Genomic DNA, 21472 nt, shown 5'->3' with positions numbered 1-21472 from the left:
GGGCGTGCCGGGTCGTCGCGTCGAGGCCGTAAGGTGGGGGACGTAAGACGCGCGGGAGTCCGGCCGATACCGGGCTGAGAGGAAGGCTTAACCGGGCCTTCGACCGCAAGACACCTGATCCGGGTCATGCCGGCGAAGGGAGCGGACCATGGATGTGGTCGTCGGAGCCGGCATCATCGGGCTGTCGATCGCCTGGCGCCTGGCCCGCGAGGGCCGTCCGGTCACCGTGGTGGATCCCGCCCCGGCCTCCGGCGCCTCGCACGCCGCGGCGGGCATGCTGGCGCCGGTCAGCGAGGTCACCTACACCGAGGAGCCCCTGCTCAGGCTCGGCCTGGCCTCCCTGAGCCGCTGGCCCGCCTTCGCCGCCGAACTCGCCGCCGACGCCGCCCTGCCCCCGCACGACCCGGCGTCCGCCCCAAGCCCCCTCCCGAACGGAGCCACCAGGGCCGGTGACGGGGGTGAGGCAACGAGCGGCGCCGGCACGACCGGAGGAACCGACTCGGCCGGAGGCTTCTTCGGCGGGGGGATTTCCGCCGCTGCCAGGGCTGGGCTGGATCTGCGGGCCGATGGCATGCTCGACGTGGCGTTCGGGGCCGACGATCTGGCCGCGCTGGGCGAGCTGGCCGCCTTCATGGAGAAGCTGGGCCTGCCGGTCGAGCGGCTGACGGGCCGGGAGTGCCGCCGCCTGGAGCCGATGCTGGCGCCCTCCGTACGCGGTGGGCTGCTGGCCGCCACCGACGCCTGGGTGGACCCCCGCCGCGTCACCGCGGCGCTGCTCGCCGCCCTGGAGCGGCGCGGCGTGCCGCTCGTGCCGGCGCGCGTCAGCGAGCTGCTGCGCGACGGCGACAGGGTCACCGGCGTACGGCTGGCGCCGCCGGCGAGCCCTGGGAAGATCCCGGCCGAGCGGGTGGTGCTGGCGGCCGGGTCGTGGAGCGGCGAGCTGGCGAACGTGCCGGTACGTCCGGTCAAGGGGCAGATCATGCGGCTGCGTTCGGCGCAGCCGCTGCTCGGCCGGTGCGTGCGCGGCCTGGTGCATGGGACGCCGGTCTATCTGGTGCCGCGCGGCGACGGGGAGCTGGTGGTCGGCGGCACCCAGGAGGAGCTGGGCTTCGACACCAGGGTGACCGCGGGCGGCCTGTACGAGCTGCTGCGGGACGCCAGGGAGCTGGTGCCGGGCGTCACCGAGCTGGAGGTGGCCGACGTGGTGGCGGGGCTGCGCCCGGGGACACCGGACAATCTGCCGATCATCGGGCCGAGCGGGACGCCGGGCCTCACCCTGGCCACCGGGCACTTCCGCGGCGGGGTGCTGCTGACTCCCGTCACGGCCGCAATCGTGCAGGGCGAGGATGCCGATCTCGCGACACTGTGCTCACCCGCTAGATTCCGGGATATTTCATGAAACTGATGGTCAATGGGGCCGCGCACGAGGTGCCTGACAGCATGACCGTGGCGCAGGCCGTACAGAATCTGACGGCGGCCACCACCGGTGTGGCGGTGGCCGTGAACGGTGAGGTCGTCACGCGGAGCTCGTGGGAGACCACGGCGCTGCGCGAGGGCGACCGCGTGGAGGTGCTGACGGCGGTGCAAGGTGGATGATCTGATCATCGCCGGGGAGAAGTTCTCCTCCCGGCTCATCATGGGCACGGGCGGCGCGCCCTCGCTGGAGGTGCTCGACGCCGCGCTGGCGGCGTCCGGCACGGAGCTGACCACGGTGGCGATGCGGCGGCTCGACCCCGGTGCCCGCGGCTCGGTGCTGGACGTGCTCCGCGAGCGCGGCATCAGGGTGCTGCCCAACACGGCGGGCTGCTTCACCGCCGGCGACGCCGTGCTGACGGCGCGGCTGGCCAGGGAGGCGCTCGGCACCGACTGGGTCAAGCTGGAGGTCATCGCCGACGAGCGGACCCTGCTGCCGGACCCGATCGAGACGTTCGACGCGGCCGAGCGGCTGGTGGCCGACGGGTTCGTGGTGCTGCCGTACATCGGCGACGACCCGGCGCTCGCCCGCCGGCTGGAGCAGGCGGGCTGCGCGGCGGTGATGCCGCTCGGCTCGCCGATCGGCTCGGGGCTCGGCATCCGCAACCCCCACAGCATCGAGCTCATCGTGGAGGCGGCCGGCGTGCCGGTGATCCTCGACGCGGGCATCGGCACGGCCAGCGACGCCGCCCTGGCGATGGAGCTCGGCTGCGACGCCGTGCTGCTCGCGACGGCGGTCACCAGGGCACAGCGGCCGGATCTGATGGCGACGGCGATGAAGGGCGCGGTGCTGGCCGGCCGGCAGGCGTGGCAGGCGGGCCGCATCCCGCGACGGCGCTACGCCGAAGCCTCGTCCCCGCTGACCCCCTGAGGTCACGGCCAACCTGAGAGGTCACGGCCAGCCTCTGAGGTCACGGTCAACCTCTGACGGCACGGTCAACCTCTGACGGCACGGCCGGCCACGCTGCTCGCCCCAGCGGCCGGCCCTCTGTCGCTGCCGCTGACCAGCGCGGTCACCGCCGGTTGTGAGGCCGGCACTGACCGCTGAAACCACGTGCGGCTCCGGAGGACTCGCCGGGAAACCCCGGAACGGGCACGGGTCCGCATCGGTTTCGGATGGTCAGGCCCTCCCGAGGGCGAAACGCCCGTAAACTCGGCGGGGTGGACACGACGACAGCGGACCCTCTGGTCGGCCGGCTGCTCGATGGGCGCTACCGCATCGAGTCCCTGATCGCCCGGGGCGGTATGGCGACCGTCTACCTCGCGCTGGACGTCCGGCTGGACCGGACGGTCGCGTTGAAGGTCATGCATCGCTCGCTCGCCGAGGACCCGGCGTTCGTGCGCAGGTTCATCGGCGAGGCCAAGTCGGTGGCCAGTCTCTCCCATCCCAACGTGGTGCACGTCTTCGACCAGGGCACCGACAACGACGTCGTCTACCTGTCGATGGAGTACGTGCCCGGCAAGACACTGCGCGACATCCTGCGCGAGCGCGGCAGGGTGCCGGCCCGAGAGGCACTGGAGATCATGATCCCGGTGCTCGCGGCGCTCGGCGCGGCCCACCAGGCCGGGCTCGTCCACCGTGACGTCAAGCCCGAGAACGTGCTGATGACCGACGACGGCCGGGTCAAGGTCGTGGACTTCGGCCTGGCCAGGGCGATCGAGGCGACCAACCAGACCCGCACCGGCGTGATGATCGGCACGATCGGCTACATGTCGCCCGAGCAGGTGACGACCGGCGGCGCCGACGTGCGCAGCGACGTCTACGCCGCGGGCATCATGCTGTTCGAGCTGGTGACGGGCCAGCAGCCCTACGACGGCGAGACGCCCATGTCGGTGGCCTACCGGCATGTGCACGACACCGTGGCGGCGCCGTCGTCGGTGGTGCACGACGTGCCGCGGCTGATCGACTCGCTGGTGGCGCACGCCACGGCCCGCGACCCGCAGGACCGCCCGGCCGACGCGACCGCGATGCTGGTGGCCGCCGTGGAGGTGCACCGGATGCTGCCCCGGCTGACGGACCCGCCGGCGTCGCGCTCGCCGCAGCACTCCCGGCCGCACACGATGCCGCCGCGGGCCGCGCCCGCCCACACGATGATCCAGCCGCGGATCGAGGAGGCGCCGCCGCCGCGCCGCGACCGGTTCCGGGTCAACTGGTTCCTGGTGGTGCTCGCCGCCGTCATGGTGGTGGCGGTGGCGGCGACGGGGCTCTACTTCTCCCAGCGGAGCTACGCCACCGTGCCCGACCTGGTCGGCAAGAACATCGCGGTGGCCGAGCAGAACGCCAGCACGCTCGGCTTCAAGATCGTCAAGGTGGCGGGCAAACACAGCGAGAAGGTGGCCGAGGGGCTGGTGCTGGAGATGGATCCGGCGCCCAAGACCGAGGTCGAGAGCGGGCAGACCATCACGCTGGTGCCCTCGCTGGGGCCGAAGCGCGTGCTGGTGCCCAAGGTCCAGGGCATGTCCGAGCAGGACGCCCGCAACGCGATCGCCACCGCCGGGCTCACCGTGGCCAAGGTCAGGCGCCTGCAGAACCTCGAGATCGCCCGTAACACGGTGATCCGCACCTCGCCCCAGGTGGGCGACAAGGTCAAGGAAGGCGCCAAGGTCGACCTCTACGTGAGCGCCGGCATGGTGATGCCGGACGTCGGCGGCATGCCGAAGGACGAGGCCGCCGCCTTCCTCGGCCAGCAGGGCTTCGCGGTGCAGGTCGCCGAGGTCGACGACGACGCCGAGCCGTGCACCGTCATCGCGCAGTCGCCCAAGGCCAAGTCCGAGGTCGACAAGGGCGCGCCGGCCATGATCACGGTGGCCCGCTGCCAGCAGGACTTCTGGCAGTGGTGGGGCCGCGACAACGATGACGGCGGGCAGGAGAACGGTGGCGAGCGTGAGTCGCGGATCGTGCCCCAGGTGATGGGCAAGAACATCAACGACGCCAAGGCCGAGCTGCAGGCGCAGGGCTTCCAGGTGCGGGTGCGCAACCTGGGCAACAGCGGCGTCGTGCGCTACCAGCGCCCGGCGCCCAGCAGCGAGCGTCCGCCCGGCTCGGAGGTCTACCTCTGGCAGTGACCCCGCTGCTCAAGCCGGGCGGCGCCGCTCAAGGTGACGCCGCTCAGGGGATGGCGCCGCTCAAGGTGACGCCGCTCAGGGGGTGACGCCGCTCAGGGGATGGCGCCGCTCAAGGTGACGCCGCTCAGGGGGTGGCGCCGCTCAAGGTGACGCGGCCCAGAAGGGACGCCGTTCAGGCCAGGATGCCGTGCAGGCGCACTCTGGCCAGGCCGCCGTCGGGGTAGATGTCGACGCGCACCTGGCCGACCGGCTCGGTGTGCCGGAGGCGGAAGCGGTGCGGGGTGTCGGGCTGGAGCCTGGTCTTCGGCAGCAGCTCCGTCTCCCGGTCGCCGTCGAGTCCGGTGAGCGACACCCAGCCGGGGGCGTTGTGCAGCAGGTTCGTGGTGTCGATCTCGGCCAGGCGGATGAGTCCGCGCCCGGCCAGGCGGATGACCAGCCAGTCGTTGCCCGCGCCGCGGCGGCGCGCGGTCTCCCACCCTTCGGCCTGGTGGCGGGCCAGGCCGGGCGCCAGGACGTGGTTGGGCGAGGAGTAGAACTCGTCGGAGCAGGCGGTCACCAGGCCGCCGTTGGCCAGGGCCGCCAGGTCGAGGCCGAGCCCGTCGTACACGGACAGGTCCGGCCGCGCCTCGCCGTGCACCCGCAGGCGGGCGATGCCGCCGTCAGGGAACATGTTCAGCCGCACGTGGGTGTGGCGGCCCTCCCCGTCGACCTTGAAGTGGTGCTCGGCGTCGCCGCCCAGCGCGCTCCTGGGCACGATCTCCACCCATGTGGCCGCCGCCAGCTCGGCCGGTGACGGGTGGCCCGCCACCTCGGCCGCCTCGACGGAGGCGTACGGCGGATAGTTGCCCTTGAACCAGGCCGTGTCGATCACCACGCCGCGGATCACCCCTGGCATGCCGAGTCGTACCAGCGCCCAGTCGTGGCCGGGCTCGCGGCGGCGGCGCGTCTCCCAGCCGTCGTACACCTGCCCCTTGCTGCCGAACGTCTCCGCCTGGAAGGCGGGACGTCCGGGCCGGATCAGGCACTCCTTGTCGGCGAAGGACTCGTCGCTGGCGGCGACGACCGAGCCGCCGTGGCTGCGCAGCGCGAGGTCGGGCAGGCTGGTGAAGGAGTGCATCTAATCTCCAAAGCGCAGATTTCCGTACGGTGTGCCGTCGATAGGCCGGCCCCGGAGCCAGGTGGTCAGGACGGCGCCCTTGAGGACCCGGCCGTGGTAGGGCGTGACCGGGTTCTTGTGGTGCAGCCGCCGGACGTCCACCGGCTCGGTGACCGCCGGGTCGAAGGCGACGAGGTCGGCGTCCTTGCCGGGCTCGATCCCGCCCTTGCCCGCCAGCCCGGCCAGCGCGGCGGGGTTGGCCGACATCCAGCGGACCACCGCGCCGAGCCCGTGCCCTCTGCGGGACGCCTCGGTCCAGACCGCCCGCAGGCCGAGCTGGAGGGAGGCGACGCCGCCCCAGGCGGCGGCGAAGTCGGGCACCTTGAGGTCGGGGGTGGAGGGCGAGTGGTCGGAGACGACGCAGCTCAGCACGCCACCGGCGAGCCCTTCCCACAGCAGGTCGCGGTTGGCGGCCGAGCGGATGGGCGGGCAGCACTTGTAGGCCGTGTCGCCCTCGGGGACCTGCTCGGCGTCGAGCGTCAGGTAGTGCGGGCAGGTCTCGGCGGTGATCCGCACCCCGTCCGCCTGGGCCCTGGCCAGCACGTCCAGGCACTCGGCGCTGGAGACGTGCAGGATGTGCGCCCGTACGCCGGTCTCGCGGGCCAGCTCGACCACCCGCTGGACCGCGCTCCGCTCGGCCGCGCCCGGCCGCGACCGCAGGAACTGCTCGTACGTCGGGCCGTCGCACTCGGTCAGCAGCGCCGGATCCTCCGCGTGCACGACGAGCAGGCCGTCGAAGGCGGCGATCTCCGTCATCGCCGCCCGCAGCTGCGACGGTGTGAGCGAGGGGAACTCCTCCACCCCTGACGGCGACAGGAAGCACTTGAAGCCGTAGACGCCCTGCTCGTGCAGCGCCCTGAGCTCCTTGACGTTCGCCGGCACGGCCCCGCCCCAGAACCCGACGTCCACGTGGCACTGCCCTTCGGCGGCGCGTACCTTGGCCGCCAGCGCCGCCACGCTCACCGTGGGCGGCAGCGAGTTGAGCGGCATGTCGACGATGGTGGTGACGCCTCCGGCGGCGGCGGCCCTGGTGGCGGAGGCGAAGCCCTCCCAGTGGGTACGGCCGGGCTCGTTGACGTGCACGTGCGTGTCGACCAGGCCGGGCAGCAGCGCCAGGTCCCGCAGGTCGATCTCCTCTGCCGCCGGCGGCGCCGCGTCGTAGGCGTGCAGCGCCGCGATCCTGCCGTCCTGGACGGCGACGGCCAGGGCCTGCTCCCCGCCGGCCGTCACGGTCCTGCGCGACCTGATGACCAGGTCGTATCCGGTCACGAGGGCACCGTCTTTCTCGCGGGCACCGCTACGGCGCCGGGTCCGGGGGTGATGGTCATGCCAGGTGGTCGGCGGCCAGGCGGGCCGTCAGGTCGCGCAGCAGCGCGGCGGCCTGGGCCATGCAGCGGTCGGGGTCGGGCTCCAGGTCGGTGAGCGCGTAGGCGGCCGTGATGCCCGCCGCCTGGAGGTCGGCGTCGCTGAGCGTGCGGCGGCCGCAGACCGCGACCACGGGGACGCCCGCCTTGGCGGCGGCCTGGGCGACGCCGACGGGCGCCTTGCCGCGCAGCGACTGCTCGTCGAGCGAGCCCTCGCCGGTGATCACCAGCCGGGCGCCCCTGACGAGGTCGTTGAAGCCGAGCAGGTCGAGGAGGTATTCGATGCCGGGCTGGAGGTCGGCGTGCAGGAAGGCCAGCGCGGCGAAGCCGACGCCGCCCGCCGCGCCGGCGCCGGGGGCTCCGGCGACGCCCATGGGGCGCGGCCGGTCGTCGTGCTCGACCGCGCCGACCAGGCCGTGGGTGCGGGTGGCGATGGCGGCCAGGCGGGACAGCGCGGCTTCGAGCACGCGTACCTGGTCCGGGGTGGCGCCCTTCTGCGGGCCGTAGACGGCCGCCGCGCCGTGCGGGCCCAGCAGCGGGTTGTCCACGTCGGAGGCGACGACGAACTCCACGGCGGACAGGTCCAGGAGGCCGGAGATGTCGATGCGCTCCAGGTCGCGCAGCGCGGCCCCGCCGGGCGGCAGGTCGGCGCCGGCGGCGTCGAGGAAGCGGGCGCCGAGTGCCCGCACCAGGCCCGCTCCCCCGTCGGTGCACGCGCTGCCGCCCAGGCCGAGCACGACGCGGGTGGCGCCCTGCCGGACGGCGTCGGCGACGAGCTCGCCGGTGCCGTGGCTGGTGGCGGTCAGCGGCTCGGGGCCGCCGGGCAGCCGGCGCAGGCCGGACGCCTCGGCGAGCTCGACCACGGCGGTGTCGCCGCGCCTGGCGTAGGACGCTTCGACCGGCTCGCCCGTCGGGCCGGTGACGGTTCGGGTGACGCGGGTGAAGCCGCAGGCCACGGCCGCGTCGACGGTGCCGTCACCGCCGTCGGCGACGGGCAGCTCGACCGCCGGGACCGCCAGGGCCCCCGCCACGGCGGCGGCGACCTCGGCCGCCGTCAGCGAACCCTTGAACTTGTCCGGGGCGACAAGCACATGCTCAACCACTGCGCACTCCCACACGAGACGACACGGGGACCGGGGCCGGCCATGCCCCATCATCACACCTCGGCCTTGATCGCCCCGAACCGCCCACGGCCCACCTCGTCTAGGCTCCGCCGTACCGAATCGAAAGGAGGGGGTTCGTGCGGATCTCCACCGCGCAGAGGCGCGCCCGGCTGGGCGTGCGGCACCGGCTGGCGCGCAAGGCGGCGAGCGTCGAGGAGGCGGCATGGGCGGTCGTGGCGTTGCACGCCACCGACCCCGCCACCGTGTTCCTGTCGGCGGGCGCGCGCCTGACCGCGCCCGGCCCCGAGCCGGTCGAGCGGGCGCTGTACGAGGAGCGCACGCTGACCCGGATGACCGGCATGCGGCGCACGATGTTCGTGGTCCCGGCGGACCTGGTGCCTGTCGTGCAGCACTCCTCGACCCGGGCGATCGCGGTGCGGGAGCGCAGGTCGCTGGTGAAGGTGCTCAGCGAGAACGGCAGGGACGAGGCGTGGCTGGACGACGTGGCCGGCTCGGTGCTGCGCTCGCTGGCCGAGGTGGGCGAGGCGACGGCGAGCGAGCTGGGCGGGCTGGAGCCGCGGCTGCGCGAGCAGTTCAGGGTGGCGGTGGGCAAGCCCTACGAGGGGACGCAGAGCGTGGGCGGCCGCCTGCTGAACGTCATGGCCATGGAGGGCAGGCTGGTGCGGCGGGGCCGCCCGGCCGGCACGTGGATCAGCGGCCTGCACCGGTGGGGCGTCAGCCCTCCGCCGGCCGAGCTCGCGGCGCACGAGGCGCGGGCGGAGCTGGTGCGGCGGTGGCTGGCCGCGTTCGGGCCGGGCACGGAGGCCGATCTCAAGTGGTGGACCGGCTGGTCGCTGGGCCAGGTGCGCGAGGCGCTGGCCGCCACCGGCGCGGTCGAGGTCGAGCTGGCGGACGGCACCGGCCTCGTCCTGGCCGACGACCTGGGCGAGGTGCCGGACCCTGAGCCGTGGGCCGCGCTGCTGCCCGCGCTCGATCCGACGCCGATGGGCTGGCAGGCCCGCGACTGGTATCTGCCGCGGGCTCACCGGGCCGAGCTGTTCGACCGCACCGGCAACGTGGGACCGACCGTGTGGTGGAACGGCGAGGTGGTGGGCGGCTGGGCCCAGCGGCCCGACGGCGAGCTCGCGTGGCGGCCGCTGACGGACGTGGGCGCGGACGCCAGGGCGGCGATCGAGGCCGAGGTGGCCGGGCTGGCCGCGTGGCTCGGCGGGATCACGGTCACTCCTCGTTTCCGTACCCCGCTGGAACGGGAGCTGTCGAGCTGACTTTCGGGACGAACCCAGCGCCCGCTCCGGCGGGCGGGCGCGGTCCGGCGGGCGGGCGCGGTCCGGCGGGCAGGCGCGGTCCGGCGGGCAGGCGCGGTCCGGCGGGCAGGCGCGGTCCGGCGGGCAGGCGCGGTCCTAGCGGTCGGCGGCCAGGCGCATCAGGCGGCGGTGGGCCTCGGCGCCCGCCCGGCCGGTGGCGTCGTGCGCGACGGTGCGCAGTTCGCCGTCCTCCACCACCGTGCGCCCGCCCACCAGCAGCCGGGCCAGCGGCGGCTGCGGCCCGAAGACCAGCGCGCAGACGGGGTCGTCGACGGCCGCCGTGAACGGGCCGTCCACCCGCCACAGCGCCAGGTCGGCCAGCTTGCCCGGCTCCAGCGAGCCGAGCTCGTCCTGGCGGCCGAGGTTGCGGGCGCCGCCGAGCGTGGCCAGCTCCAGCGCCTGCCGGGCCGACAGCGCCTTCGGCCCGTACCTGGCGCGCTGGAAGAGCAGCGCCTGCCGCATCTCCCCGGCCATCGTGGTCAGCTCGGAGGAGGCGCTGCCGTCGACGCCGAGCCCGACGTTCGCGCCGCGCCGCAGCATCTCCGACACCCGGGCGATGCCGGCCCCCAGGCGTCCGTTGGAGGAGGGGCAGTGCGCCGAGCCGGTGCCGGTGGCGGCGAACCTGGCGATGTCGCCGTCGCTGAGGTGCACCGCGTGCGCGAACCACACGTCCTGGCCGAGCCAGCCGAGTTTGTCCATGTAGTCGACCGGCCGCATGCCGAACTGCTCCAGGCAGTGCTCCTGTTCGTCCAGGGTCTCGGCCAGGTGGGTGTGCAGGCGTACGCCCTTGTCCCTGGCGAGCCGGGCGGCCTCGGTCATCAGGTCGGCGCTCACCGAGAACGGCGAGCAGGGCGCGACCGCGACGCGCAGCATGGAGGAGAAGGAGGGGTCGTGGTAGGTGTCGACGGCCTCGGCCGTGGCGGCGAGGATCTCGTCGAGCTCCTCCACGACGACGTCCGGCGGCAGCCCGCCCGCCGACCGCCCGCGATCCATCGAGCCGCGCGCGGGGTGGAAGCGCAGGCCCAGCTCGCGGGCGGCCTCGATCTCGGCGGCGAACAGGTCGCCGCGGCCCTTGGGGAAGATGTAGTGGTGGTCGCTGGAGGTGGTGCAGCCGGACAGCGCCAGATGGCCGAGGCCCGCCGACGCGGCCCCTTTCACCACCTCGGCGTCCATGGCGGCCCACACCTCGTACAGCGCGACCAGCCACTCGAACAGGGTGGCGTCCTGGGCGAGCCCCTGGGTGGCCCACTGGTAGAGATGGTGGTGGGTGTTGACCAGGCCCGGGGTGGCCAGGCAGCCGGTCGCGTCGATCCGGGTCGTCCCCGGCGCGCCGGGCGACTGCGCCATGGGGCCGAGCTCGGCGATCCGATCCCCCTCGATGCGGATATATCCGGACTCGATCTCGGGTCCGATCACCGGCGCGATGTGCACATTCTCGATCAGCGTCACCTGGACTCCGCCTTCCGCGTGGCCGCCAGCCGCACGGCGTCCAGGATCTTCTCGTAGCCGGTGCACCGGCACAGGTTGCCCGCCAGGGCCTCGCGGATCTCCGCGTCCGAGGGCCGAGCCACGCGTTCGAGCAGGTCGTGCGCCTGCACGATGAGGCCGGGCGTGCAGAAGCCGCACTGCACCGCGCCGCACTCCACGAACGCCTCCTGCAGCGGATCCAGCCGGTCCCCCTCGGCCAGCCCTTCGACGGTCCGCACCTGGCACCCGTCGGCCTGCCCCGCGGCGACCAGGCAGGCGCAGACCGGCGCGCCGTCCAGGTAGACCGTGCAGGATCCGCACTCGCCCTGCTCACAGGCGTTCTTGGAGCCGGGCAGGCCGAGCCGCTCGCGCAGGACGTACAGCAGGCTCTCGCCCTCCCATACGTCGTCGGCCGTCTCCTCGCGGCCGTTGACGACGAAGCTGACGCGCATCAGGCGGCCCTCCTTCCCAGATGGTCGTGCCACGCCCAGGTGAGCGTGCGGCGGGCCATCACACTGATGGCGTGCGTGCGGTAGCCGGCGGTGCCGCGTACGTCGTCGATCGGCGAGGCGGCCCGCGCGGCCAGTTCGCCGAAGCGGCGCAGCACCGCCGGGTCGAGCGGCGCGTCCCAGTCGAGCTCACCGGCCAGGAACTCCTCTGCCTCCAGCGCCCGGCGCGGCGTGGGCGCCGCCGAGCCCAGCCCGGTGCCGACCCGCCTGTCCCCGGGATGCAGCGCGACCGCGAACGAGCAGACCGCGATCACCATCGCGTTGCGGGTGCCGACCTTGGAGAAGTACTGCGGACCGCTCGCCGCCGGGACGTGGACGGCCCTGATCAGCTCGTCCAGGCGCAGCGCGTTGCGCTTGACGCCGAGATAGAACTCCGCCGCCGGGATCAGCCGGACGCCGCCGTCCCGCGACTCCACCTCGATCACCGCGTCGGCGGCCAGCAGCGGCGGATGGCTGTCGCCCGCCGGCGAGGCCGCGCCCAGGTTCCCGCCGACGGAGCCGCGGTTGCGGATTTGCGGCGAGCCGACCGTCCGCGCCGCCTGCGCCAGTCCCGGCAGCGCGCCGCCGAGCTCACCGATGATCGTGCTGTACGGCACCGCCGCACCCACCCGGTAGCGCCCGTCCTGCTCCGACCAGGTCGCCAGCTCGGCCACCCGGGTGAGGTCCAGCAGCGCCACCGGGCGGCGCACGGCGAAGTTGATCTCCACCATCACGTCGGTGCCGCCCTGGAGGGGCACCGCGTCCGGCTGGTCCGCCTTGGCGGCCAGCGCCTCCGCCCACGTCGTGGGCCGCAAGAAGTCCATCGCTCTACTCCCAGGCGAATCCGGCATCAGGGGCGTCCTCCCGTAGCACACTGCCCTCGATCAGCCCGTACGGACGGTCGGCCGCGAAGAAGACCTCGTTGTCGTTGTCCAGCCCGAACGGCGACAGGTCCACCGGGAAGTGGTGCTTGTTCGGCATCGCCAGCCTGACCTCGCAGATCTCGGCGCGGGTGGTCAGCGCGCGCTCACCCATCGCGTACAGGGTCTGCTGGAGGGACAGGCTGTGCGTCTCGGCGAACGCCTGGACCAGGCAGTCCCGTACGGCGTCGTAGGAGCCGAGGTAGTCCCGCCCACCGCCCGTGTGCCGCCAGCGGGCGGTCACCGCGGTGGCCAGGACGCGGTCGGTGGTGGGCTGGAGGGTGGTGTACTCGTCGGTGAGGAAGCCGTGGAACTCCGAGCCGGTCGAGTTGAGCACGACCAGGTCCTTGAGCCCCGATACCACGGTGGTGCGGCCGTCGGCGTCGTGGTGGACCACGCAGGTGCGCACCTCGCCGCCTCGGCGGACGAAGGAGTGCTCGCCCCGGCGGTCCCAGCCATACTCCTCGATCTCCACCCTGGCGTGCCGGATGGTCGGGTGCGTCTCGACGAAGTGCCGGGCCAGCAGCAGCGCGAAGTCCTCGATCTGGTCCACGCCGTGCCGCTTGGCGAAGGCGTACACGGTGTTCTTCTGTGTGTCGGTCGGCAGCACGGCGGCGTTGTCGCCGGTCAGGTGCACGGCCGCCATGTCGCCGGACAGGCTGGAGCTGACGTTGACGTCCTTGATGTGGTGGCGGCCGCCGTCCCTGACGACCCGCACCAGCCTGGTCTCCGCCTTGCCGTAGCGGTTGGGTCCGAGAACGATCGACATCTAACTCCCTCGGTAGGTGGAGTAGGCGTACGGGCTGAGCAGCAGCGGCACGTGATAGTGGTCGCCGGGGTCGGTCACGGTGAAGGTGATGACGACCTCGGGATAGAAGGTGTCCGTCAGATAGCCGCCGGTGTCGAAGACGACCCGGTGCACGCCCGCTTCGGGCTCCCAGCCGCCGATCCGGCCGTCGCGGTCGGTGCGCCCCTCGGCGACCACCCGGCCCTCGTGCTCCAGCCGGACGAGCAGCCCGGTGGCGGGCCGGCCGGTGACCGCGTCCAGCACGTGCGTGGAGAAGCTCATCCGGCCTCCCCCACCAGCTTGCCGACGCGCAGCCGGGTGATCTTCGCGAGCTCCTCGCGGACCGTGCGCCGCTCGCCCTCCTCGTCGGCGGCCAGTCGCTCGCGCAGCCGCCGGAGCATCTCGCCGCCGGTCAGGCCGGTGGCGCAGATGAGGTAGACGTGGCCGAAGCGCCGCTCGTAGGCCTGGTTGCCCTCCGCCAGGGCCGCGCGCAGCTCCTCCTCGACGCCGGACTGCTCCTGCCGGGACCACGCCGACTCCTTGGCGGGGCCGCGTGCCCGCTCGCCGATCCTCGGATGCGCGGCCAGCGCCTCCAGGACCTGCGGCCAGGTCAGCTCGCGCACCGCCGCGCCGGCCGCGTCGGCGAGCGCGGCCGCGTCCTGGAACGGGCGGCGGGCGGCCACCGCCTCGGCGAAGGCGTGGCTGGCGCAGCAGGAGAGCAGCTCCTTCTCCGCGTCGCCCGGGTCGAGGGCGTTGAAGCCGGCCAGGCCGGGGGGCGTGTTGGGCATGACACGAGTAGACACACGCGGGCGGTGCCCGGTCCACCCGCCAGAGCTCTCAACTGCGGGAGGGCTTGGTCAAGACTTTTCGTGTCATGCTCCAACCCGGTCAGCGAGCGCGGACGCCGTCCAGGATCAGGACGCAGAGCGCGTCGAACTCCTCGTCGATCTCCGCCCGCCCCCAGTCCGCCGCGTGCACGGGAGAGTGAAACCGCAGCGAGGCGTCGAACACCGCACGCGCCGTCGCGGCCGGGTCCTGGACGGCGAACTCCCCGCGGGCCACCCCGTCGGAAATGATCTCCCGGAGCTGCCCCAGGAGGTGGTCGATGTGCTGCTCGATCACCTCGCTGGCGTCACCGAGGAGCGCCATGTACGTCGCGAACAGCTCCTCGTCGTCCAGCGCCTTCTTCCGCTTGGCCGCGAACAGGGTGGCCAGCCAGTCCCGCAGCCGGACGTCGGCGGGTCCGTCGCCGGCCATCACGGCGTCGAGCAGGGTGTGCGACTCGCGCAGCCATCGCTCCATGACCGCTTCCCGCAGCGCCGCCTTGCTCGGGAAGTGCCGATAGACGCTCCCGTGACTCACCTTCAGGGCTCGCGCCACGTCGACCACCGTGGCCTTGGCGGGCCCGTACCGGCGGAGAACCTCCACCGCCGCGCTGAGGATCTGGTCACGGGTCAAGCTGCCATCGGTCATATGCCCCAGTCTGTCAGCGCTCACTGTCGAGGGCCGTCATCATGGGGGCCGGGTAGCGCTCCCCCGCGGCCGCGCCGGCGGGCACGGCCGCCTCGACGCGCGCCACTTCCCCGGCGGTGAGCGTCACGTCGAGCGCCCCCAGCGCCTCGGTGAGCCGGTCCCGATGCCGGGCGCCGACCAGCGGGACGATGTCGTCGCCCCGCCCGAGCACCCAGGCGATGGCCAGCTGAGCCACCGTCACGCCCTTGGCCTCGGCGATCTCGCGCAGCGCCTCGGTCAGGGCGAGGTTGCGGGCCAGGTTGTCGCCGCTGAAGCGCGGGCCGTGGGCGCGGAAGTCCCCCGGCGGCAGCGCGCGGTCCTTCGTCCAGTGTCCGCTCAGCAGCCCGCGCGACAGCACGCCGTACGCGGTGATGCCGATGCCGAGCTCACGGCAGGTGGGCAGGATGTCGTCCTCGATCCCCCGCGACAGCAGGGAGTATTCGATCTGCAGGTCGGCGATGGGGTGCACGGCGTGCGCGCGCCTGAGCGTCGCGGCCCCCACCTCCGACAGCCCGATGTGCCGTACGCGTCCCTGCCGCACCTCCTCGGCGATGGCGCCCACGGTCTCCTCGATGGGCACCTGGGGGTCCAGCCTGGCCGGGCGGTAGATGTCGACGTAGTCGGTGCGCAGGCGGCGCAGGGTGTAGGCGAGTGCCGTCTTGACGGCGGCCGGGCGCACGTCGTGGCCGAGCCAGTTGCCGTCGTAGTCGCGCTGCGCGCCGAACTTGACGCTGATCCGCACCCCGTCGCGGTCCCGGCCGTCGAGCGCCTCGCGGATGAGGAGCTCGTTGTGCCCCATCCCGTAGAAGTCGCCGGTGTCGAGGAGGGTCACTCCCGCGTCGAGCGCGGCGCGGATGGTCGCGATGCCCTCGCTCTCGTCCGACGGCCCGTACAGGTCGGACATGCCCATGCAGCCCAGCCCGAGCGCGCCGACCTGCGGTCCGTTCTTTCCCAGAGTTCTCATGTCACGAAGTATCGCCTATCAGATGACAGATTTCAACTTTTGTCATTCCTTCTTCTGCGAGACGGGGCCTGACCTGCCCGGAGGTTCCGGCCACTAGACTGGGAGGCACCATGACCCCACGCTCTCTCATCGGCGGACACGTCTTCGTCACCGGCGGCCTGGCCAAGGGCGGCCTCGCCTACATGGACGACATCGGCGCCGAGATGATCCAGGTGTTCGTCACCAACCCGCGCGGCTGGGCGCTCACCCCCGGTAAGCCGGAGCAGGACGCCAAGCTCGCCGAGGCGGGCGTCGACACCTATGTCCACGTCCCCTATCTGGCCAACTTCGGCTCCCCCACCCCCGAGACGCTCGCCTCCTCGGTGGCGATCGTGCGCTACACGCTGGGGCGCGGCCGCGAGATCGGGGCCAAGGGCGTGGTGGTGCACACGGGCTCGGCGGTGTCCCAGCCCCGCGACGACGCGATGCGCCAGCTGCGCGAGCACCTGCTGCCGCTGCTCGACGAGATCCCGGAGGACGGGCCCGACCTGCTGCTGGAGCCGATGGCGGGCCAGGGCGCAATGCTCTGCGCCACCGTGCAGGATCTGGAGCCCTACCTGGACGCCTTGGAACAGCACCCCCGGGTGGGCGTCTGCCTCGACACCTGTCACGCCTTCTCGGCCGGTCACGACCTGACGGCCGAGGGCGGCGTCCAGGAGACGTTCGACCTGCTGCACAAGATCGCGCCCGGCCGGCTCAAGCTGATCCACGCCAACGACTCCAAGGACGCCTGCGGCTCCAAGAAGGACCGCCACGAGAACATCGGGGCCGGCCAGATCGGCGCCCGGCCGTTCGCGGAGCTCATGCGCCATCCCGCCGTGGCCGGGGTGCCGATCTGCATCGAGACGCCCGGCAAGGCCGACCAGCACCGCGCGGACATCGCCACGCTGAAGAGGCTGCGCGACGACGGCTGATCCGGCGTGACAGGGGCTGATCCGGCGTGACAGACGACGGCTGATCCGGCGTGACAGGGGCGCCCGCTCTCGCGGTCCGACCGCCCCCGTTTGGCCGGATCGCGGTCCGATCCCCGGCCCCAGCGGGCGCCCCTTCACGTGGTCGGCAGCGGGCCCGACCCCCCGGTCGAGGGCCCGACAGCCGTGGCGGCCCGTGTGACCACCATGGATCCAGCGCGTTCGGCGAGCCTTGCGGCTCCCCTCCTGCTGCGCCGGAGTGGCTCCGATGCCGAAACACTACGGTCGCGACCTACCGCACGACACCCCGTTGACCGCCGCCTCGCCCAACGGTCAGTAGTCATCGGTATGCGGGACGCGCCCGGACGGTGAGCGGTCCGCACCGGGCGACGAGCGGTGGCCTCCGGCGCGCTCCGAAGGCTCCGGCAGGTGCATTCTGGCCATCATCCGGCCCACTCCCCCGGGCACTCGACCCGGTGTGACCAGGGAAATCACCACCATCACGGCGAACGCGAGAGGCACCGCGACCGACGCGGGGTGGGACGTGGGCACGCCCAGGTTCAAGCCCGTCTGTTCGCACACCACGAGGGCGGCCGTCACGCCCCCGCCGGCCACCGCCCCGGCCAGGACACCGGCGTCGGTGAGCCGCCGCCACCAGATGCCGAGCAGCAGCAGCGGGCAGAGGGTGGCCGCCGAGAGACTGAAGCCGAGCATCATGAGCGGCATCGAGCCGCTGGGGTCCGTGGCCATGGTCAGGGCCAGCGCGGCGAGCGCCACGGCGAGCACGGCGCCGCGGAAGACGCTGGCGCCGGTGGCCCGCGAGACACAGGCCGAGATGGCGCCCCCGACCGCGCTCAGCACCCCGCACGCGGTGGCCAGGAAGGCGACGAACGCGCCGGCGGCCAGCAGCCCGGTCAGCAGGTCGCCGGCCGGTCCGGGCAGAATCCTGGCGGGCAGCAGCAGGACGATCTCGTCCATGACGCCGCCGCGCGCCACAACGGCGCTCAGCACGCCGTAGAGCGGCGGCACCACGCAGAACAGCGCCAGCATCGCCTGCGCCGCCACGATGGACCGCCTGGCCTCGTGACCGTCCAGGGCGACGTGCAGGCGGACGATCACATGCGGCAGCCCCATCGTGCCCAGCGCGCACGCCAGCAGCACCATGAGCGCCCCCGGCAGCAGTCCCGCCATCCCGTCGCCACCGCCCTGGGGAGCCGGGGCGAGGTCGGGGGCGGGCGCGTGCGCGGGAGCGGGGGCGGGGGCGGGGGCGGGGGCGGGGGCGGGGGCGGCCGAAGAGTCCGCGGCACCGTACGACGTTCCGACGGCGCCCTCCCAGAGCCCGTCCGGCAGGCCCGCGACGAAGGCCGTGACGTCGCCGGAGGGCAGGTCGTGCCACCAGACCGCCCACAGCACCACCCCCACCCCGACGAAGATCACCAGCTTCAGCCAGTACTGGGACGCCTGGACGCTCGTCACGCTGCCCGTCCCCCCGGCGAGGGCGATCGCGACCCCGGCCGCGGCCAGCGCCGCCCACCCCGCCCAGGCGGGCATGCCGGTCAGCAGCCGCACCACCACCCCCGCCGCGTGCAGCTGGGCGACCAGGAACGCCATCCCGATGACCAGCGAGAGCATCGTGGTGAGACAGCGCAGCGGCACCGACCCGAGCCGCCACTCGGCGAAGTCCGGCAGCGTGTAGGTGCGGGAACGGCGCAGCGGCGCGACGACGAGGGCGAGGACGATGACGAACCCGCCGGCCACGCCCGCCGGATGCCACCCGCCGCTCGCGCTGCTCAGCCCGGCCAGGCCCAGGCACACCGCGGCCGAGGTGAACTCGGAGCTGATCGCCGCCCCGTTGCGCCACGGCCGCACCGCCCGGCGAGCGGCCTGTAACTGCGCGGGGGCGCTGTAGCGGCGCGGGCGCGCGGCGCTCACCGAGATGCCCAGCAGCACGACGAAGGCGGTCCAGGACAGCACCGCGACGGTCATCGTTCGAGCCGCTCCGCGCGCTTGAGATGGTGGACGGCCAGCGCCACCAGGACGGGCTGCACCGCCAGCGTCAGCGCCACCCAGGCGCCGGGGGCGCGCAGCCAGAGCGCGACGGCGGGCAGCCCGGCGAGCGAGATCAGCGCGGCGGCGACGGTGGCCAGCGCCTGGCGTAACTGCCGGGAGACGAGCTCTCCCACGTCGGGGGCCTCGCCTTCGGGGGTGAAGGCGCCGCGCGGGCGGCCGGACACCCTACGGCGGCGGGTCACCGGGACCCGGCGAGCGGTCACGAGATCACTCCTCTGTGCTGGCGGACGAGCTGCTCGCGCACCTGCCGGCTGTGTCGCCTGCTGACCTGCAGGACCTCGGTGCCGACGGTGACCGTGACCCGGCCGCCCTCGAACCTGAGCTCGCTGACATGGCGGGCGGAGACCAGCGTGCTGCGGTGCACCCGGATGAAGCCCGCCTCCGCCCAGCGCCGCTCCAGCGCCGCCAGCGACATGCGCACCAGATAGCTGCCGTCGTCGGTGTGCAGGCGCACATAGTCGCCCTTGGCCTCGGCGAAGCGGACCGCCTGCTGCGGCACGAACCGGGTGCGGCCGCCGAGCTCGACCGGGATCACGTCGTCCTGGCCGGGCTCGGGGGCGGGCGAGGCGGCCACCTCCAGCCGGCGCACCGCCTCCGCCAGCCGCTCGGCCCGGACCGGCTTCAGCAGGTAGTCGACGGCTTCGAGGTCGAAGGCCTGCACCGCGCACCCGTCGTGGGCGGTGACGAAGACCAGCTTCGGCGGGCTGGGGAACCCGCCGACGAGCCGGGCCAGGTCGAGCCCGTCCAAGCCGGGCATCCTGATGTCCAGGAAGATCGCGTCGAGCCGCTCGCCGCCGCCCATCATCTGGACCATGTCCTGCATCGCCGCGACGCCGTCACAGGCGGTGATCACGTGCTCGACCCGGCGGTCCTGGCGCAACAGGTAGGCCAGCTCCTCCAGCGCGGGCTCCTCGTCGTCCACGGCCAGCACACGTAGCATGGCCCCTACGCTGCCGTACGAAGTCAAAGGTCACAACCCCTCACGTCACTCTGCGTAAAGATATGGTCACATATGGCCGAGTTGCGCCTTTGGCACCCGGAGCCGCACTCTCGTGCCCGCGCCCAGAGCCGTCTCGACCACCAGCCCGTAGCCGTCGCCGTAGATCTGGCGCATGCGCAGATCCACGTTGGCCAGGCCGATGCCGCTGCCCTCGCGGGTCGGGTCGTCGTCGAGCACCCTCCTGGCCCGCTCGGGGTCCATGCCGGTGCCGTCGTCCTCCACGGTGATGTGCGCCTCCGGTCCCGCGTCCCGGGCCACCACGCGGACTTCGCCGATGCCACCGCGGTCCCGCATGCCGTGCTTGATGGCGTTCTCGACCAGGGGTTGCAGGCACAGGAACGGCACCGGCACCGGCAGCACCTCCGGGGCCACCTGCAGGCTGAAGCGCAGCTTGTCGCCGAACCTGGCGCGCTCCAGCAGCAGGTAGCGGTCCACGCAGCTCAGCTCGTCGGCGAGGGTGGTGAAGTCGTGGGTCTTGGAAAGGGCGTACCGGGCGAAGTCGGCGAAGTCGAGCAGCAGTTCGCGGGCGCGGTTCGGGTCGGTGCGGACGAACGACGCGATCGTGGTCAGCGCGTTGTAGACGAAGTGCGGGGAGATCTGGGCGCGCAGCGCCCGCATCTCCGCCTCCAGCGCGCGCCGCCGCGAGGAGTCGAGCTCGGCCAGCTCCAGCTGGCCCGACACCCAGCGGCCGACCTCGGTGACGGTCCGCACCAGGCCCGCGCTCAGCTCCTCGTCGAAGACCGCCAGCGCGCCGACGATCGTGCCGTCGACGGCCAGCGGCACCACCACCGCGCCGTACGGCTCACCCGCGAACACCTGCGCCCGCCCGGAGGCGAGCGTGGCGCGCGCGTAGCCGAGGACGTCCTCGGCGCAGGGGCCGTCCCAGGCGAGCGCCACGTCGGTGGAGGTGATCGCGACGGCGTGCGTGCCGAGCAGGGCGTGCAGATGACGTACGGCCTTGCGGGCGGAGTCACGGGTGAGCCCGGTGCGCAGCGCGGGCGCGGCCATCGCGGCCAGGTGCAGCGTGGCGAAGGTCGCCTGATCGTTCCAGCGGGTCTCGATCCGGGTGCGGCGCCGCGCGACCCGGCCGAGCGTGTAGCCCAGGACGAAGGTCAGGCAGGAGAGCGCCACGCACCCGGCGGTCAGCATGCGGGCAACCGTAGCCAACAACGCACCGTGTCCGGGCGGAAACCGAGCGTTGTCCTACGCCGGGCCCTCCCCAGGTTCTTCCTGGTAGGAGTAGCGCTGCTCGTGCCAGGGGTCGGCGACGTTGTGGTAGCCGCGCTCCTCCCAGAATCCCCGGCGGTCGTCGACCAGATACTCGATGGCGCGCACCCACTTGACGCTCTTCCACGCGTACAGGTGCGGCACGATGAGCCGCAGCGGGGCGCCGTGCTCGGCGGTGAGCGGCTCGTCCCCGAAGGCGGTGGCCAGCAGCGTGCCGGGGGCGGTGAAGTCGGACGTCCTGAGATTGGCGCTGTAGCCGTACTCGGCCCAGATCATCACGTGCCGGACGCCGGCGGCGGGCGGGACCGCCTCCAGGATGGTGGCCGGGGTGACGCCGCGCCACCGCAGGTCCATCATGGAGAACTTGGTGACGCAGTGGAAGTCCGCCGTGACGCTGGTGCGGGGCAGGCGCTCGAACTCGTCCCAGGCGAAGCCGTGCTCCTCGCCCGAGGCGGTGGCGCCGAACACCCGGAAGTCCCAGCTGGCCGGCTTGAACGGGGGGACCCTGCCGTAATGGACCACGGGTAGGCCGCGGGGGACGTACTGGCCTGGAGGCAGGCGTGACTCCGCCACGATCACTCTCCTCACGGGGTCTCGCGG

The 21472-nt window shown here is 73.3% G+C and carries 22 protein-coding genes and 1 riboswitch; of the genes, 6 read left to right on the top strand and 16 right to left on the bottom strand.

All coding sequences use genetic code 11. The features are described from left to right. Nucleotides 1-41: 41 nt before the first annotated feature. Nucleotides 42-158, top strand: a riboswitch (TPP riboswitch). The 4 genes from OHA68_RS30150 (at nucleotide 149) to pknB (ending at nucleotide 4539) form a co-directional block, all read left to right on the top strand. Continuing rightward, the gene (locus OHA68_RS30150; protein ID WP_327103288.1) at nucleotides 149-1399 is read left to right on the top strand and encodes an FAD-dependent oxidoreductase; all 1251 of its coding nucleotides are present in this window, start codon (nucleotides 149-151) and stop codon (nucleotides 1397-1399) included. Its footprint overlaps the riboswitch before it by 10 nt. Continuing rightward, entirely contained in the window at nucleotides 1396-1596 is a 201-nt protein-coding gene (gene thiS / locus OHA68_RS30145) for a sulfur carrier protein ThiS (RefSeq protein ID WP_327103287.1), read from the top strand. Before OHA68_RS30150 ends, thiS begins: the two co-directional genes overlap by 4 nt. Next, nucleotides 1589-2344, top strand: a complete 756-nt coding sequence (locus OHA68_RS30140; RefSeq protein ID WP_189143371.1) for a thiazole synthase — start codon at nucleotides 1589-1591, stop codon at nucleotides 2342-2344. Before thiS ends, OHA68_RS30140 begins: the two co-directional genes overlap by 8 nt. A 290-nt stretch (nucleotides 2345-2634) precedes the next feature. After that, nucleotides 2635-4539 (top strand): Stk1 family PASTA domain-containing Ser/Thr kinase, encoded by a 1905-nt coding sequence (pknB, locus tag OHA68_RS30135; protein WP_327103286.1) that lies wholly within the window; start codon nucleotides 2635-2637, stop codon nucleotides 4537-4539. Nucleotides 4540-4711: 172 nt separating this feature from the next. Here the strand turns inward: pknB and alc are convergent, their stop codons facing one another. Genes alc through OHA68_RS30120 form a run of 3 tightly spaced genes read right to left on the bottom strand, consistent with a single transcriptional unit; the run spans nucleotide 4712 to nucleotide 8162 of the window. Continuing rightward, nucleotides 4712-5656, bottom strand: coding sequence for an allantoicase (gene alc / locus OHA68_RS30130; protein ID WP_327103285.1), 945 nt, complete (start codon nucleotides 5654-5656; stop codon nucleotides 4712-4714). Then, nucleotides 5657-6964 (bottom strand): allantoinase AllB, encoded by a 1308-nt coding sequence (gene allB / locus OHA68_RS30125; RefSeq protein ID WP_327103284.1) that lies wholly within the window; start codon nucleotides 6962-6964, stop codon nucleotides 5657-5659. A 55-nt stretch (nucleotides 6965-7019) separates the two neighbouring features. Next, nucleotides 7020-8162, bottom strand: coding sequence for a glycerate kinase (locus OHA68_RS30120; RefSeq protein ID WP_327103283.1), 1143 nt, complete (start codon nucleotides 8160-8162; stop codon nucleotides 7020-7022). Nucleotides 8163-8299: 137 nt separating this feature from the next. Here OHA68_RS30120 and OHA68_RS30115 point away from each other — a divergent pair, with 137 nt between their 5' ends. After that, entirely contained in the window at nucleotides 8300-9448 is a 1149-nt protein-coding gene (locus tag OHA68_RS30115) for a winged helix DNA-binding domain-containing protein (protein ID WP_327103282.1), read from the top strand. A 135-nt stretch (nucleotides 9449-9583) separates the two neighbouring features. On the opposite strand, the gene OHA68_RS30110 is transcribed toward OHA68_RS30115, so the two are convergent. The 8 genes from OHA68_RS30110 to OHA68_RS30075 form a co-directional block, all read right to left on the bottom strand. Next, the gene (locus OHA68_RS30110; RefSeq protein ID WP_327109573.1) at nucleotides 9584-10927 is read right to left on the bottom strand and encodes an 8-oxoguanine deaminase; all 1344 of its coding nucleotides are present in this window, start codon (nucleotides 10925-10927) and stop codon (nucleotides 9584-9586) included. 5 nt (nucleotides 10928-10932) lie between these two features. After that, nucleotides 10933-11406 (bottom strand): (2Fe-2S)-binding protein, encoded by a 474-nt coding sequence (locus tag OHA68_RS30105; RefSeq protein ID WP_327103281.1) that lies wholly within the window; start codon nucleotides 11404-11406, stop codon nucleotides 10933-10935. Continuing rightward, a complete protein-coding gene (locus OHA68_RS30100; RefSeq protein ID WP_327103280.1) occupies nucleotides 11406-12266 on the bottom strand; it encodes an FAD binding domain-containing protein in 861 nt (286 codons plus the stop codon). The genes OHA68_RS30105 and OHA68_RS30100 overlap by 1 nt, the downstream gene beginning before the upstream one ends. 4 nt (nucleotides 12267-12270) lie before the next feature. After that, on the bottom strand, nucleotides 12271-13131 hold the full coding sequence (gene pucL / locus OHA68_RS30095; RefSeq protein WP_327103279.1) for a factor-independent urate hydroxylase: 861 nt from the start codon (nucleotides 13129-13131) through the stop codon (nucleotides 12271-12273). Then, nucleotides 13132-13431: a hydroxyisourate hydrolase gene (gene uraH, locus OHA68_RS30090; protein ID WP_327103278.1), complete on the bottom strand. Its 300-nt coding sequence runs from the start codon at nucleotides 13429-13431 to the stop codon at nucleotides 13132-13134. After that, on the bottom strand, nucleotides 13428-13937 hold the full coding sequence (gene uraD, locus OHA68_RS30085) for a 2-oxo-4-hydroxy-4-carboxy-5-ureidoimidazoline decarboxylase (RefSeq protein WP_327103277.1): 510 nt from the start codon (nucleotides 13935-13937) through the stop codon (nucleotides 13428-13430). Before uraD ends, uraH begins: the two co-directional genes overlap by 4 nt. Nucleotides 13938-14037: 100 nt before the next feature. Then, on the bottom strand, nucleotides 14038-14622 hold the full coding sequence (locus tag OHA68_RS30080) for a TetR family transcriptional regulator (protein WP_189143362.1): 585 nt from the start codon (nucleotides 14620-14622) through the stop codon (nucleotides 14038-14040). A gap of 13 nt (nucleotides 14623-14635) precedes the next feature. Then, entirely contained in the window at nucleotides 14636-15625 is a 990-nt protein-coding gene (locus OHA68_RS30075; protein WP_327103276.1) for an aldo/keto reductase, read from the bottom strand. Between the two features lie 110 nt (nucleotides 15626-15735). Here OHA68_RS30075 and OHA68_RS30070 point away from each other — a divergent pair, with 110 nt between their 5' ends. Beyond that, nucleotides 15736-16578: a deoxyribonuclease IV gene (locus tag OHA68_RS30070; protein ID WP_327103275.1), complete on the top strand. Its 843-nt coding sequence runs from the start codon at nucleotides 15736-15738 to the stop codon at nucleotides 16576-16578. Between the two features lie 330 nt (nucleotides 16579-16908). Here the strand turns inward: OHA68_RS30070 and OHA68_RS30065 are convergent, their stop codons facing one another. The 5 genes from OHA68_RS30065 to OHA68_RS30045 form a co-directional block, all read right to left on the bottom strand. Further along, on the bottom strand, nucleotides 16909-18561 hold the full coding sequence (locus OHA68_RS30065) for a sodium:solute symporter family transporter (RefSeq protein WP_327103274.1): 1653 nt from the start codon (nucleotides 18559-18561) through the stop codon (nucleotides 16909-16911). Continuing rightward, nucleotides 18558-18848, bottom strand: coding sequence for a hypothetical protein (locus tag OHA68_RS30060; protein WP_327103273.1), 291 nt, complete (start codon nucleotides 18846-18848; stop codon nucleotides 18558-18560). Before OHA68_RS30060 ends, OHA68_RS30065 begins: the two co-directional genes overlap by 4 nt. Continuing rightward, a complete protein-coding gene (locus OHA68_RS30055; RefSeq protein ID WP_189143357.1) occupies nucleotides 18845-19585 on the bottom strand; it encodes a LytR/AlgR family response regulator transcription factor in 741 nt (246 codons plus the stop codon). The genes OHA68_RS30060 and OHA68_RS30055 overlap by 4 nt, the downstream gene beginning before the upstream one ends. A 66-nt stretch (nucleotides 19586-19651) precedes the next feature. After that, nucleotides 19652-20794: a sensor histidine kinase gene (locus OHA68_RS30050; RefSeq protein WP_327103272.1), complete on the bottom strand. Its 1143-nt coding sequence runs from the start codon at nucleotides 20792-20794 to the stop codon at nucleotides 19652-19654. A 54-nt stretch (nucleotides 20795-20848) separates the two neighbouring features. Then, complete coding sequence (locus OHA68_RS30045; RefSeq protein ID WP_225277962.1) at nucleotides 20849-21445, bottom strand: molybdopterin-dependent oxidoreductase; 597 nt, start codon at nucleotides 21443-21445, stop codon at nucleotides 20849-20851. Nucleotides 21446-21472 lie beyond the last annotated feature (27 nt).

It is taken from the genome of Nonomuraea glycinis, from assembly GCF_035920485.1.
Lineage (GTDB): Bacteria > Actinomycetota > Actinomycetes > Streptosporangiales > Streptosporangiaceae > Nonomuraea > Nonomuraea glycinis.
This window is presented reverse-complemented; position numbering and strand designations above follow the sequence as displayed.